The sequence below is a fragment of the Fictibacillus sp. UD genome (assembly GCF_043558025.1).
GTDB lineage: Bacteria > Bacillota > Bacilli > Bacillales > Fictibacillaceae > Fictibacillus.
On sequence record NZ_JARUHH010000002.1, the window covers coordinates 198,891 to 213,337 of the forward strand.

A 14,447-nucleotide genomic window follows, 5' to 3' on the forward strand; every position below is an offset into this window, starting at 1 on the left:
CATGAAAAACTTCTTGGAAGGCTTGTGACGAGGAAATTGTAGACGGATTGTCTTCTTTGAACAGTTGGTTGGAGTGGAAGGTGGGAGACTGCTGCGGGACAGGCGGGCAACCCGAAAAGTGTAAGTGGCTCGTTCAGCCCCGACCAGCAAAAGGTGAATGGATTTGAAGGCGCACTTTGCCTTCTTAACCATTCAGCTTTTGACCTCGAGGGGCTAGCCACTGCAACTAGACAGGTGAGACACTTATACGTGAAACGTTCGAATGTGGCTCACCGCTTGCCCCGCGGAAAGCGAGCAACTGAAACGGAAAGCAACCACTTCCAAAAGCTACAAAGGTTCCAAGAATAGCCTTTAAAAAGACCGTATACAAAAAAGACCTGATTATACTCAGGTCCCTCGTTTTAATAAAGCCTATTCTTATAGCCTTCCTCAAGATCAGCGATAATTCTCTCCTCTGTCATCTCGGGCATGTTGACGTGTGCAGCTAAAATTTTTGCAGCACTTGGTAAATCTTCTTTGCTGCTCCAGCTCTCTGGCTCCCAAAGACCTGAACGCTTAAAAGCTTTTGCACAATGCAAATAACATTGATCCACTTTCACCAAAATACCAAGCTGTGGAGATTTTCCATTCACGGCCATCTTGCTTAATATTTCTTCATCTTTAATAATGGCTGCTTCTCCATTAATACGAAGCGTTTCACCCATGGCAGGTATGATAAACAGCAAGCCGATTTTAGGATTAGAAAGAATGTTGAACATCGAATCGACCCTCTTATTGCCTGGACGATCAGGAATGATAAGATGCTGATCATCAAGAACGTAAACAAAACCAGGTGCATCTCCTCTTGGTGAACTATCACAGTTTCCCTTAGCATCTGATGTTGATAGTACAAGAAAAGGAGATTTTGAGATATAGTCCCTGCAATGTCCATCAATTGTGGCGATTACTTTGTTTTGTCCTCTAAGGCTTGGACTTCCAAGCATCTCTCTTAGCTCTTCTTGACTTCTTACATAATTCATTGTTTTCATAACAAGCCCCATCCCCTATTTACGTAAAGCATCTCCCGCTCTGTGCGCTACTTCTTTTTTTACATAAATATCGTATTGTGTGTTGTCCACAATAGGTCTTTCTCTAGCTCCCAGCCCTTGCATGGGAATTCTGACCTTATACTTTACGCCGCCGCTGTTCAATTTAGAGATCACCTTAAAGTAGTTCTCTTGTCCGAATGCCGTGTAAATAAGCTTCAGATTCCGATAACGATATCTTTGAATTAATGAACCTATTATGATTCCACCTAGCACGATCGCAACGAACAGCCATCCTATTGTTGGCATCTCACACAGCACCTTTCTGCATTAGAGATTAGTGACTTGAATTTTCTAACGAAGAACCACTTCTATCCACCCGATAAGAGACCCACCAATGACCATCTTCAATATTTGTTCTCGTTTCTTTAAAGGTGACAATATAAACTTCATCACCTACTTCTTTGACATGAGTTTCTCTTGTAACAGGACCTTCCGTAAACTTACCTGGCTGATCAGGAAAACGATCATCGTAAATATTACCACCAGAAACGAATGCAATTGCATCTTCTTCTGTAAACGGAGGTGGTTCAGGTGATATAAGTGTCAAAACACCCCAGATAGCAGCATATATACTTAATGGGACAATGAGAAACAATCGCAAACGTTTTTTGTTTCTTGTTCTAGAAAGAATCCACCGATCAATAACAGCATAAAAAAGTGCCGTCATTACGCCATAAACGGCTAAAATTGGCGATTCAATCAATACCATTCCAAATAAACCATGAAGAAATATAAACACCCACGTATTCACTGTAAACCACTTGTTTAATACAAATTCAATGATTAGCGAAACGATATTTCCGTAAACGAGTATGATCATTCCCCCATTGATGCCAACAGCCATGGTTGATAATACAAATCCCATTCCATAGTGCACTTCATTCGATTGAAATGTTGAATCCCCCGTATCCATTAATGCAGCCATCATTATCATAAGTGCAAAAGTTGAAACAATTGTAGCTAATATCTTTCTCTCTAATAAATTTTCTTGCATTTAACTGTTACCCTTTCCTTTAGATTCCCTTTTTTTCGTTTCTAAGCCCATCATAATTCTATGGAAAAATTTAGTCAACGCATGAAAATACCCCCATAAATGAGCGTCTCATTATAAATAGTGTATAGAGTACATAAAAAAGAAATGACAGAAGAACGAACTCTGTAAGGAGGCAAAACATGGAGCCGTATGTAAAAGATGCTCTGCTTGAATGGAAAGATGAGATCGAGCAACAAAAGAAAGAAATTGATGAAGAGTACGAGAAAGTAAAAACAGAACTTCAACTCTATTCTTATAAATTCGGTATCACTAAACAAGTCATTCAATCTACCATTAATGAAGAGATGATCAAGAATATCAAAAAAACATATCAGCAGCCGTTTGAAGAAAAGTACAACGAACTGAAACAACAGCTGAAGAAGCTGGAAGAAAAACGAAGCGTCTTTAACATGTTTGTTGAAAAGATCGAGATTGCTTCTGTAAAAGAACCGAATTAGTTTTATTGTTAAAAGCTTGGAGTTGATTCCGAGCTTTTTCTTTTGTTTTGCGTTCTGTCCGCTAAACCGAGCGCGCGCGTGATGAACTTTGTCGAAAATCGGATAAAAAATTTTATGTGCGTAATTATTGGCGTTATACACGTAATTATTTTTGATTACCTCGTAATTAATAGTAATTACCTCGTATAAAATAAATGCTGTATTCCTCATATGAACACTTCACCATATTGTACACTTCAAAAATACATAATTGAACTTAACTAGCGCTGCATAATTAACAAAGAGCTACTCAACACAAGAAAAGAGGAATGACCTCAAAGTAATTGAGTCATCCCCTTCCTTTACTTCGCTACTGGTGTAGCAACTTCATTCTTCCCTACTTTTTCCGAAACCCGCTCTCTCACGAACAATCCTGTATACATGAAGAACGCGCCGATCATGATTACGACTCCCATATACACAGACATCATCACAGGAACCAAGAACGCTCCGAGAATAATCGTTGAACGTGCCAGCATATCTGCTCCGCTAAAAGAAACGTTAGCAAATGCGGAATACGAACCACGCTTATCACTTGGTATCATGTTTGCCTTCTCCGCTTCTTTTATTGGAGAATAGATCAACTCGCCCATCGTCGCGATGATGTTAAACAAAAGTAAGATGTACCACGTATTAGCAGAAGTAACCGTCACATAGCCGATTCCATATAAAAGAAGTCCAATCAGCAACGCATTCTTTTTGTTTAACCTGTCCGTTATTCGGTTGATCAGGAACGTGAAACATACAACCATAAGCATGTTTTGGATATTCAGCATACTGAGCATACGTACTCCGCTAATTTCAAAATTTCCGATATGAAAAGAATCGAACGTTTCTGCCAGTCTGATTCCGATATAACTGTTCAGCGTGAATTCAGCTGAAAAGATAAACGTTCCACCGATTACGACTTTTACAAAAGCGGAATCTTGTAAAGCCACTTTGTAGTTTTGAAATAAATCCATAAACACATTCGCGTGCTTTTTTTCTAAAAATCCGCTGAACTCGTCACGCAGCCAGATTCCATATGCGATCGGAATACTAATAGATGTCACAGTTAATAAGATAAATAACTCTTTCTGATGACTCACATATAGCAAACCGCCAAGTGCTGCACCGATCGCCATGGATAAGTTCACCATCCAGTAATCGAGTGTGTATACTTCTTTTCTGTTTTCAGGCGTTGTTGAATCCATAATAATTGCGTGCATCGCTGGTCTGCCAAGGCTGCTTGTCACGATAAACCCAATATAAGCAGCAGCGAAAAGCATAATCCATTTTTGATCTGGAAACACACTCAGAGTCATAAGCAAGAACATAACAGCGCTTAAACAAGAAGTCGTCATTAACACTTTCTTTCGTGGAAAGCGGTCAGATATGTAACCACCGATTAGATTTACTATAAATCCAATAACAACTGTTAAGATTAAGAACGTTCCTGCCCATACTTTGTTCTTTTCTTGTGCGAAAAATAATGCCATAAACGGCATAACGGCCGATGAAACGGCGCGGTTAAAGAACGATGTGATCAACCGTACTTTAATATTTTGGGGGTAATCTTTCCATCCCATATTGTCCCCTCCTTCTCTGTATTGTAATATTAAACTAGACTTAACAATCTAAAAATAGACAATTAAATCTAGTGTGTCTACTTTTATAAATAAGGGGATTTCAATGGATAATAAATTGCTTATTCTGTGGAGATATTTTTCATCTGGCAGCATTCGAACTGAAGAGATTGCCGAAGTACTTCAGATCAGTCAGAAACAAACGACACGCTACTTAAAAAAGTGGACAGATGATGGGTGGCTTAATTTCACTTCAGGCCGCGGAAGAGGAAACGTCTCAAAGCTCGAATGGCTGAAGGATGTAGAAGATATTTTTGAAGAGAATGTACTAAGATTAATAGATTCAGAACCTGTGGAGAAAAGCAGTAAATACTTAATGTTCGATTGGTCTACTGACACAAAAATGCGGTTGATGAATAAATTCCATTCTCATTTCGGATTTGTTCAAAAGACTGAAGACAAGTTAGTTGTACCTAAGCGTTATCCCTTTCGAACGATTCACCCGTTAGAAGCAGCAGATGCGCACAGTGCTCATATGGTAGCAAACGTGTTTAACCGCCTTGTTTTCCTTACCGATCAGGGTGAAATTCTGCCTGAACTCGCACACAGCTGGGATGTTACACCTACTAAACTGCGACTCTACTTAAGAAAAGACGTTAACTTTCATGATGGATCAATCCTAACAGCTGATGATGTGGTGAATTGTTTAGAAAAGCTGCGGATTCATGAGCAGAACAAAGAGCTATGGTCTCCCGTTGAAGAGGTCTATGCAAAGTCAACGCTCGTGGTTGATATCCTTTTTCCAGGAGGCTGCAGCTACATTCTTCCGTTGTTAAGCACGATGACCGCGAGCATCTATAAAGAAAACAAGGGTCGTCTCTATGGTACGGGAAGCTTCTTGTTAGAAGAAAACACCGATCAAAAGACTACATTAACCGCATTTATAGAACATTTCCAAGAACGGCCATTGTTAGATGCTGTGGAGTTTGTTCAAGTTCCAAAAGAATTTCCGATCGTCTATCACTCAACACTTGAACCAGAGAATTCAGATACATTTCAAGTAGAAAGTGATTCTGGTTTTGGCGTACTCATCATGAATGCGTATCGCGAAGGGTCTCAGATTGCTCGAAAAGAAGTCCGGCAATACATTCATCAATTGATTAACTTGCATCGACATAGAATTCAAGAACATGAGCCTCGAGCAACACCAAACGATAACAGCTGTCTAATTGGACAGGACCAATGGATTTCACTGCCAGAGATCGCGCGGCCTGTGTTCTCAGAACCACTCATTGTTAGAGTCGCTGATCACACGGAAAAGACAACCCGTTGGTTAATGGATACGCTTGAGAAAGACAACATACCCTTTGAAATAAAGAGGATGACTTTTGAAGAAACGATTTTTAACAGAGAGGAAAGTCAGGACGTTGATCTTTTCATTCATGGTGAAATCTTTGAGTTAAACCAAAATCTTTCGTTTTATTTCTTTTTAACAAACGGCTTTGCCCCACTGCCAACCATCTTAAGAAAGAATCAAAAGTGGCAGGAACGCATTAGCCAATATATACATACACCCTTTGAAAAATGGACAGAGCTAAACGTTGCATTTGAAAAGGAGCTGATTGAAGAAGCCATCATGATTCCACTGTATTATGAAAAACGATTCATCCCTTTTTCAACGGAACTTATGAACGTGAACATCAAGCATTTTGGTTATGTGGATTTTTCGAAGCTGTGGGTTCGGCCAACGATAGAAGAATAAGAATTCAAAAAATGACCTGAAATGTGAATTCAGGTCATTTGAATTTAAGGTTTAGCATTAATGGACCATGCAAGCACGAACATCAATCCTATAAACACGTATATAAAAAGATTCAAGCCAATTCCCCACCATGCATACAACCTTGATCGATTTTTCGTAAATAATCCTATTACGCCAAGAATTACTCCTATGAATGGCAATGAAAACAGTAGAAATTCAGGTAATTCCATTGGTTCAATAAGTAGTAATATATTTAATACGGCAAGTACGATCAGTCCAATCGAAAATGAGATGAACCCAGTTAATGTCTGTAGTTTTCTTCGATTCTCGGTTTTCTTATTCATTTCCAATTCCATAGTTTCACCTCACCTACCTTTATTGCGCGAATTTCCTTAACTTGCTCTAACTTTCTTAATTCTGGAGTCGGACCAGTAATAACAGCTCCATAAATGTTGATTCCATTGTCTTTTAAATAGTTTCGACGCTCTTTTATTTCGAGTGATTTTGCTGTAGAAACCATTTCAGCCGTCTGTTCATTTTTCTCGAGCAAGGATAAGATATCCATAAATACTTCCTCATTGGTTTGTTCTCTACCGTTAAACGGAGACCAAGTGGTTGTATCAATCTGAGCTGGGTAGCCGATCGGTGTAATCGGCACACCTTCACCATCCACTTGTTTTGCTTCTAGTCCCGTGTCAACAGCCAGCCAACGAATCTCGGTCTCTTTAGGAAAGATGTTATCTAGATCATCTGGTTTCATTAATTGAGAAAGCGAAATATACGCTTCAGCAACTGTACCATCCGGAAGCTGTTGTAAGATACTCCATTCATCATTCATATGATAAGGAACTTCTGCTTCTGGATGAAACATCTTTTGTGACTCTTTTAAAAATTCATCACCATAACCCATTGGAGGTACTTGTTCTAGGAATGAAGTCTTCTTGGGTTGTGCAGGTTCATCCAGTCCGAAGTAAACATCTACATTCTCTGCCTTATAATCCTCTTGACCAATGCGTTTATAGGTATCAAACAAGATGTGCATAGAAAACAAACCGATATCGCTCTCTATTTCCATTTCTTCAAGACTAATATTAGGTTCCGTAACATACAACGTTTTACCAACAACTTCAATCAACTTATCCGCTTTACCACCGAATCCATAGTACATGTAGGTCATCAATGTCATGACGGGCATAATCAAAAGCAATATAGCTAAGCTGACCATTATCGTTGTATTTCGAGCTGTATTTCGGCCAACTTTAATAATTTTTCTCTGCTCCTCTTCTGAAAGGGCATGGGATTCCTTAAAGTCCTGCTTACTGTTCATTAAATAAGCTTTATAGAGCTCTTCATCTTTTCCTTTATCGTTTTTATTATCAGTCATCTCTGTACATCCTTTCCTTTACTCTTTCCATCAACTTTTTACGTCCTCTAAGAATATGGCTCTTAAACGTGTTCATATTTAATTCAAGTACCTCTGCCGCTTCTTGATAAGAAAGTTCATGCAGGTCGCATAACAAAACAGCTTGTTTTTCTATTTCTTTTAATTGATTTAAATCTTCAAGCAATAGGTTAAAAGATTCCTTATCTACTATTTTTTTCTCTGGGGTATCTGAATTTACTTCTATATTTTGTTGGAGTTCGGGAGCAAGTATAGATCGTTTATTTTTCCTTTGATAATCAATAAAGGCATGATAAGCGACTTTGAACAACCATGCTTTAATATTTCTAATCTCGTAATCTGCTAATGTTAGATATGCCTTGTAAAAAGCATCCTGAACTAAATCTTCCGCAACATAGTGATCCTTTGAAAGAGAATATAAATAGCGGTATAAATCATTCATATAAAGTTTATAAACATCCTCAAGCTGCACAACCGCTCCCCCTTTCACATCATCCACGTTTTAACCATAAGAAAAGTTGCAAAATTTTACAATTAATTTCAAATAAAAAATGCTCAGATTTTTTCCTGAGCATTCATGGGTTTGAACTTTGCAATTAATTTTTTACACTCTTCCCTCGTATCCGGGTGCAGAATCACTTTTTCAGTGAGCAAGTTTAGAATAAGCCGTTCTGAAATGTTAGTGTCTGTTCTTTTACTTCCCCAATGTCTCGATAATGAACGATAGTCGCAAATCATTTCAAGCAAGTATTTTGTCGGTATAGGCATAGCTTCTCTCTTAACTTGATCAACAACCCAATAATTCCAATGATGTTTATTATGGTGCTGATGATGCAGCCAAGCTATCTGCCATTCCATCTCATCCACTTTCTTGTTTGAATAAAACTTTCTGGCATACGGAAAGAACTCAACAGGGTGAAACTTGGACAAATCATGAGTGAAGGCTTGTACATAGAGCCCTTCATTCCAGCATTCTATAAAAACATTAAGTTTGTGCTCAATTATGTATAGAAGGTACTTCAAATAGGTTGACAAGGTTTTTCACCCACTAGCTAAATAGTTTGTCAGTAAAATAAATTAAGATCGACAGGACAATTAGTTCCACGGAAAGAATATAAACTCTTCTTAATACAGTCCCTCTGTATCTTTCTCTTTCAAAAAGAAAAAGAAAAAATACAAATGCTGCGGCTGTAAAAAAGCTATTTAGAATGGTCAAATCGTTTTCTCCTAGCTCCCAATATAAGTTATCACGATAATAAAGAGGAAAATCAAAATAAAATATGAGCCAGATCCAATCACTGTGTTCTTATCGCCTAGTAACATATCAAATAACGCATCACAGACTCTAAAAATAACCATGATTCCTAAAATAAGCAGTATAAAAAGTAAAGGGCTGTTTCTTATTACTGCAAAATCTACAAATTGAAGGACTGAAAATACAACTAAGAGACTCAACAGTTCTCCAATGTTATTTTTGCCGCGTTTAAAGAAAAAGCGTTTTAAATATTTCATTGTCCTACCTTCCATCTAAATCTCATTAAAATTCTAACCTCTGCTTCTAATTCAACTTTTAATACCATTGTATTATGCAGATTATACTTACCATTCTTGATAAGGAAGAATTAATCCTCCTTTATCACACATAAAAGAGGCCTTCATTTTAAAGACCTCTGATATAAATTTTATTTGTAAATATCACCTCTACAACCTGCTGCAATAATAAAAATTATAAGCTGATTATCAATTATTTCATATAATATTCTGAAATCTCCAATTCTCAAACGAAAAGCACTGTCAACACCTTCAAGTGAACATATATCAAGATTACCTCTCTGATATGGATTCTCGGCTAAGGTGAGCAGTGCTTTTTCTATTCTCTTTTTAGTTGGCTGGTCTTGCTTTTTAATATACTTAACTGCTTGTTTGGAATAATGAAGATCATACATAATCGTCTTCTCCAAACACCTCTTCATGAGTATAAGATTCTCCATTGGATATTTCTTTCTTTGCCTTTTTTAAAGCTTCTAATTCTTCATAAGTAGGTTTTTCAATCGGAAATCCATTATCATCCACATGGCTATTACTATTATTCTTCATGTTCCGCATTGTTTTGATGACTTCTGACACATCTTCTTCTTTTAATTCATCCAGCAACTTGTGAGCTAGCTTTCGAAGATCTTTTGTCGCCATAGAAATCACCTCCACATAACTTTACTTTATTATATTATATCCATAATTTCCGTGTCACTTATCAGCATCTATTCATGTTCGATCAGTTTAACTAAGCCAGTTTTTAAAAGTTCCACGTAAGTTGTTTGTATCACACAGGTTTTTAAACATTTGAATGGTCCTGAAAAAGTTCTCGCTGTAATTCCCATCTTCCACTGTCCAGCACGTTGCTAACACAGCATGAGAATACGCTCTTAACAAAACCCTCTCTTTGTCTAAGTTCAATTTCTCTACGAAAATATCAATTCGTTTTTCTGTAATCTCTTCCACATTATTTTCTGGCAGTTTATTGAGAAGATATTGAACCACTTCGTATTCACGGTCGCCAATCAACCCCTTTGGATCAATCGCAACCCATGACTCGCCATTTTTCAAAATGTTGTAATGATGAAGATCACCATGAAGCAAATACTGCTTTTTAATTGAATCATTTAGACGTCCAAAAATGTGCAGCGCCTCTTCAATAGTCTCTTTAGGGATGGGACCATAACCGTTAATATGATTTCTGTAAATTCTTTTCAAGCTATTTTCTCGATCTACAACTGTTGGAAGATTTGAGTGAAGTGGTGCTAGAACGATTAATTCCTTCATGACGTTTGCAGCAATTTGTGCGGCCTCTTCATCATCATCCACTTCAGCTAACGTATGCCCAGGATACAATCGCTCTAGAATCATAATGCCATGTTCTGCTTCATATTCCAACACTTTAACCGCGCTTTTGCTTGCCATAAGCTGAAGCGCTTTTAGTTCAGTTTCAAATTGATGAATGGAAAGTACGATTTTCACGACTACTTCTTTACCATCTTTTCGGACAGCAGGAGCGACAAAATTGTAAGAAAGGTTAAAAGGTTCTTGAATGTGAAGATGATAGCGCTTTTCGCAATTAGCAATCAACTGTTCAAAATTCTCCAGCCATTCTGATGCTTTGTCTCCGTGAATCCCTGTTATCGTTTTAATAAATGTTTCAGGAAGTATTCCGTTCATTCCATTTCCCCTTTAGATAATTACTTTTCTCTGATTGTTGTATTCTTTGTACAGCAACTTCATAGACTCTACTATTCTTTCATCTGAATATGTGTCTGTATAACGATTAGGAAGACCACTTGCACCTAGTACATAGAGAAAAGGATGTTGATTAAACTCCCCTAGCAGTCCGATATCCACTACCAGATTATCTAAGCCCCCACTCATATGATTCAAAAAATGGTTTGGAATACCTTCAAGGTGGTCTATAGGACGTACAAGCCCATTCACAACGGGTTTCCAAATTTCGGGGTCTGCTTGATAACCTATGTAGATCGTACTCAATATATTTAGCACTTGTCCAACTTCACCTTTATTTTCTAAGTCCCTTGGATTTGGTGTAATATGTATATTGTTAAAATTCCTACTAATCTCATGATTTATCTTTTCCCATCCACCGCAAAATGTAACAATACTGTCGGCAGCCCTACTATCGTGACAAGCAATCATAACTTCAACAAGATCACCTAAAGAAATAGAAGCTCTACCTTGGAAATGCGGATAATGAACAGCGCTATCTTCTTCTGGATCAAGTTGATACTGCTCAATCATTTCATTCCAATGGTACATACCGTTTTCTACCCATCTAGCCACGCAATATCCAACAAATAATTTAGCCGCTGAAGCTAAAGAAACAATTAATTCAGGGTTTAATGAAGCCACAATTTTTTGTTTTTTAGTTGAATAAATGATTATACCTACTTGATCTGTTTTGACAGTTTTTAAAGTATCGACTACTTTTTGCACATCATTCACTCCTTCATAATTCATAACTGTAACATTTATCCAATTTAACGATACCACAATTCCCTTTTTACTTTTTTTAAAATTTTTTTTAAAAAGCGTATAATTATCGGTACAGATTTCGTCGTATATAGTGAACGGTAAAATGAAGGGAGTTTTCAACTTGTCGCAATCAACAACCAAAACACTGCACGCTCTGTCTATTGAACTTCGCCAAAGATTTGATGAAGAGATTCGTGATTTCAGTGACGGCTTATGGAATTATTGCCGATATCTCACCGGTTCCCCATGGGATGGTGAGGACTTGTTCCAAGAAACAATGCTTAAAGCCCTCGGAGGTTTATATACAAGATGGCAACCTACGAATCTCAAGTCCTATCTTTATCGTACTGCCACGAATGCATGGATTGATTATTGCCGAAAAGAAAAGCGATCGCTCGGTGTTTTAGGTGAAGAACATGAACCGATTGAAGAATTTTTGGACAACCTGGACTTAGAAGAAGCACTTGAAAAGCTATATGAACTTTTTACACCAAGGCAGACTGCTGTATTTTTGTTAATGGAGATCTTTCGCTTTAAAGCTGAAGAAGTGGCGAGCATTGTTAAGACTACACCTGGCGCTGTTTATGCAACAACTCGAAGAATGAAAACAAAACTTAAAGAAAATAAGCATGATGACATAAAATACAAGCCTAAAAATACACCACAAAAATCCAAGGTTATTCAAGCTTACCTGAACGCATTTAACGATGGTGACATAGAAGGAATGCTATCACTCATCAGTGATCATGCACATTACGAAGCATCATTAGGATTTTTAGAAGTGAACAAGGACGAGATTCGCGACGGGTCTCTTGCTTATGGTCTGCCTGGTCATCATGCTTTCCAGTCACTGTTATGGGGCAAACCAGTTATTGTGGTACTTGCGGAATTAGAACAGTGTCCTCAGGTTCATGACATTCAATATCAGGAAGTTGAAAACGGAAAAATCGTCTACCACAGAAGTTTTTTCTTTAGAAAAGAGTTCATTGTCGCTGCTTCAAAAGAATTAGGGTACGCACCACAGTTAAACAAGCCACCATTGAATTGGACAGAGTAATAGAATGATAAAAAGGAGCTCTAAGCTCCTTTTTACTGAGTAACATTATGCGCTATGTTGCATATTTTCATTTTTCATAAATAACTTCTTATCTTTAAATGCCAAAACACTAACGATTAAAAGTAATATTCCCGAAAGAAAATATACGCTTCTTACACCCAAGAAATCGGATAGGACTCCCATGAATAAAGAAGCAAACCCAAATACACCTGTTGAAACAGTGCCTATAGATGTATAAACAGTGGCTAGATGTTCTTTTGGCACGCTAGTTTGTATAACTGTTTGTTGAGGAATGTTCTTTAATTGTCCAAAAAAGCCGATCAGGGCTGACAACATCAATGCAAATACTGCGTTGCTAGTCATGCTAAAGATCACAGTTAAAATGCAAGCCATACTCGCTCCTGCAACAATGAAGACATTTCGATTTTTATCTACGTACTGGGGAAATCTCACACATACTATACTCCCTATAACTAATCCGATAAAAAAAGAACCGTTTAGAAATCCCCACCATTGTTCTCCAGCTCTTAATGCTTTATCGACAAAGACATACATTACCGCTGCAATCCAAACGGCACCTGCAATGGTTTCAAAAAATTCCATTCGCACTAATGTTTTTAACACTGGGGTATGCTTAATCGTTCGCCACCCTTGTGTTAATAAATCCCAATTATTTTTTTGTCGTTCCGTCTGGTGTTTCACCTTTTTAAGGAATGTTAAAATACAGCTAGCTATTGCAAATAAAGAAACTACTATCCAGATTAATTGGTTTGGGTTAATCACAAGTAATAGTAAACTCCCAAAGAACCACGTTCCTATTTGAATGGACTGCGTGATTGTTTCCGCTAATCCATTTGCTTGGATTAAGTTTTCTTCCTTTACGTAATATGGAATCAACGCTTGCCGAACTGGATTTGCACATCCATCAAGTAGCGCAATTCCTCCAATTATCAAAAAGGTGAAGTGAAAGTTGGATAGGTTAAGACTTGTCATCATAAAAAAACCTAAACTCAATAAGAGAAAAGTCTTTCCGATCTGTGACCATAACAAAATTGCTTTCAAGTTAACTCTTCCAATAATTAAAGGTGTCAGAATACTGGAGATAAACATAGCAAAAGTAACCGTAAATGGTACGAATGCTGAAACAATTGCCGACTCGGTTAATGTGTATAGAGCACTGATTAAAGCGACAATATACAAAACATCCGCAATATTTACTAATGACTGACCTAATAAAAGAAAAAGAAAACTACGATTTTTATTCAAGTTAATCCCCCGTTTTTATGCTTTATTTGTTTACTTATAAAAACGGTTTGGTTAAATTGGCTTATTGATCATGAAAATAATGCTCCTTTTTAAAAATGAAAGAGATGAAAAACAGGGGGACATCGTTTTTCCACTTTACATTTGTACTTTTACTATTCTTTTTTATTTATAAACCAAACACTTCTTTAATTTGTGCAGCCACTTGCTCTGGACTCAAGCGTGTATTGTTAACCCGCAGGTAGTTTTTCTTTTGAATCTCCCCTTCATGGGAGTTCAACCGATATTTATCCATAGATGTTTTTAGGTCATTCTCCGACCACTCAACATTGCGTTTCGTTGGTTTGTGTTGAAGTCGATGAGGTGTGATGTTTCTTCCAAGTCTAGTTTCTAGATCCGCCTCTAGTTCTACAAAGTAAACCTCTGCCCCTTCTTTCTCAAACACCTGACACACATCCTCAACAAAATCCCAATCAGCTTGGTAGTTGAATGCCCAAACATAGGTAAAAATCATGCCATATTGGTCACTTTTGGCAAACGCTTCGAAAATTTCAGAACGAAATAAGTTTACCAACCTTCTGCCTTCTTTTGATCCATAATCGAAAAAAGGAGTCACCAAATCAATGGTCATATGATTGTGAAAGAGTTTTAATCGGTCAGCTTCTCTAATTCGTGACCCACTGTCATTTTCCCTACTGCTTGTGGTCCGAATAATAATACTAGCTTCATAGGTTCACCCCAA

17 protein-coding genes and 1 pseudogene are annotated in these 14,447 nt (G+C 37.6%); 3 read left to right on the plus strand and 15 right to left on the minus strand.

The features are described 5' to 3' along the window. Window positions 1-401: 401 nt before the first annotated feature. Genes P8610_RS04585 through P8610_RS04595 form a run of 3 tightly spaced genes read right to left on the minus strand, consistent with a single transcriptional unit; the run spans window position 402 to window position 2,082 of the window. Window positions 402-1,040: a pyridoxamine 5'-phosphate oxidase family protein gene (locus P8610_RS04585; RefSeq protein ID WP_394603274.1), complete on the minus strand. Its 639-nt coding sequence runs from the start codon at window positions 1,038-1,040 to the stop codon at window positions 402-404. A gap of 3 nt (window positions 1,041-1,043) precedes the next feature. After that, complete coding sequence (locus tag P8610_RS04590) at window positions 1,044-1,334, minus strand: hypothetical protein (RefSeq protein ID WP_394603275.1); 291 nt, start codon at window positions 1,332-1,334, stop codon at window positions 1,044-1,046. Window positions 1,335-1,362: 28 nt separating this feature from the next. After that, the gene (locus P8610_RS04595) at window positions 1,363-2,082 is read right to left on the minus strand and encodes a hypothetical protein (protein ID WP_394603276.1); all 720 of its coding nucleotides are present in this window, start codon (window positions 2,080-2,082) and stop codon (window positions 1,363-1,365) included. Window positions 2,083-2,261: 179 nt separating this feature from the next. On the opposite strand from P8610_RS04595, the gene P8610_RS04600 reads away from it, so the two are divergent. Beyond that, window positions 2,262-2,579, plus strand: coding sequence for a hypothetical protein (locus P8610_RS04600; protein WP_289496231.1), 318 nt, complete (start codon window positions 2,262-2,264; stop codon window positions 2,577-2,579). 341 nt (window positions 2,580-2,920) lie between these two features. Here the strand turns inward: P8610_RS04600 and P8610_RS04605 are convergent, their stop codons facing one another. Next, window positions 2,921-4,186 carry an MDR family MFS transporter gene (locus P8610_RS04605; RefSeq protein WP_394603277.1) on the minus strand — a complete coding sequence of 422 codons (1,266 nt, stop codon included), beginning with the start codon at window positions 4,184-4,186 and terminating at the stop codon, window positions 2,921-2,923. A gap of 103 nt (window positions 4,187-4,289) precedes the next feature. On the opposite strand from P8610_RS04605, the gene P8610_RS04610 reads away from it, so the two are divergent. Next, window positions 4,290-5,945 (plus strand): ABC transporter substrate-binding protein, encoded by a 1,656-nt coding sequence (locus tag P8610_RS04610; RefSeq protein ID WP_394603278.1) that lies wholly within the window; start codon window positions 4,290-4,292, stop codon window positions 5,943-5,945. 44 nt (window positions 5,946-5,989) lie between these two features. On the opposite strand, the gene P8610_RS04615 is transcribed toward P8610_RS04610, so the two are convergent. From P8610_RS04615 to P8610_RS04655, 9 genes are all read right to left on the minus strand, one after another. Next, on the minus strand, window positions 5,990-6,301 hold the full coding sequence (locus tag P8610_RS04615) for a hypothetical protein (protein WP_394603279.1): 312 nt from the start codon (window positions 6,299-6,301) through the stop codon (window positions 5,990-5,992). Next, the gene (locus tag P8610_RS04620) at window positions 6,286-7,329 is read right to left on the minus strand and encodes an anti-sigma factor (RefSeq protein ID WP_394603280.1); all 1,044 of its coding nucleotides are present in this window, start codon (window positions 7,327-7,329) and stop codon (window positions 6,286-6,288) included. The genes P8610_RS04615 and P8610_RS04620 overlap by 16 nt, the downstream gene beginning before the upstream one ends. Continuing rightward, entirely contained in the window at window positions 7,322-7,819 is a 498-nt protein-coding gene (locus P8610_RS04625; protein WP_394603281.1) for a sigma-70 family RNA polymerase sigma factor, read from the minus strand. The genes P8610_RS04620 and P8610_RS04625 overlap by 8 nt, the downstream gene beginning before the upstream one ends. 83 nt (window positions 7,820-7,902) lie before the next feature. Then, the gene (locus tag P8610_RS04630) at window positions 7,903-8,382 is read right to left on the minus strand and encodes a DUF5662 family protein (RefSeq protein ID WP_394603282.1); all 480 of its coding nucleotides are present in this window, start codon (window positions 8,380-8,382) and stop codon (window positions 7,903-7,905) included. Between the two features lie 192 nt (window positions 8,383-8,574). Continuing rightward, entirely contained in the window at window positions 8,575-8,859 is a 285-nt protein-coding gene (locus P8610_RS04635; protein ID WP_394603283.1) for a hypothetical protein, read from the minus strand. 170 nt (window positions 8,860-9,029) lie between these two features. Next, a complete protein-coding gene (locus P8610_RS04640) occupies window positions 9,030-9,293 on the minus strand; it encodes a type II toxin-antitoxin system RelE family toxin (RefSeq protein WP_394603284.1) in 264 nt (87 codons plus the stop codon). Continuing rightward, window positions 9,286-9,537 (minus strand): hypothetical protein, encoded by a 252-nt coding sequence (locus tag P8610_RS04645; protein ID WP_394603285.1) that lies wholly within the window; start codon window positions 9,535-9,537, stop codon window positions 9,286-9,288. Before P8610_RS04645 ends, P8610_RS04640 begins: the two co-directional genes overlap by 8 nt. Before the next feature lie 87 nt (window positions 9,538-9,624). Further along, complete coding sequence (locus P8610_RS04650; protein WP_394603286.1) at window positions 9,625-10,560, minus strand: aminoglycoside phosphotransferase family protein; 936 nt, start codon at window positions 10,558-10,560, stop codon at window positions 9,625-9,627. A gap of 12 nt (window positions 10,561-10,572) precedes the next feature. Continuing rightward, complete coding sequence (locus P8610_RS04655) at window positions 10,573-11,346, minus strand: serine hydrolase (protein WP_394603287.1); 774 nt, start codon at window positions 11,344-11,346, stop codon at window positions 10,573-10,575. Between the two features lie 160 nt (window positions 11,347-11,506). Between P8610_RS04655 and P8610_RS04660 the strand changes: the two genes are divergently transcribed. Continuing rightward, on the plus strand, window positions 11,507-12,442 hold the full coding sequence (locus tag P8610_RS04660) for a sigma-70 family RNA polymerase sigma factor (protein WP_394603288.1): 936 nt from the start codon (window positions 11,507-11,509) through the stop codon (window positions 12,440-12,442). A gap of 45 nt (window positions 12,443-12,487) precedes the next feature. Here the strand turns inward: P8610_RS04660 and P8610_RS04665 are convergent, their stop codons facing one another. Both P8610_RS04665 and P8610_RS04670 read right to left on the minus strand, forming a co-directional pair. Further along, window positions 12,488-13,708 carry an MFS transporter gene (locus P8610_RS04665; RefSeq protein ID WP_394603289.1) on the minus strand — a complete coding sequence of 407 codons (1,221 nt, stop codon included), beginning with the start codon at window positions 13,706-13,708 and terminating at the stop codon, window positions 12,488-12,490. A gap of 166 nt (window positions 13,709-13,874) precedes the next feature. Beyond that, window positions 13,875-14,434 (minus strand): annotated as a pseudogene (locus P8610_RS04670) (AAA family ATPase). Window positions 14,435-14,447: the final 13 nt, after the last annotated feature.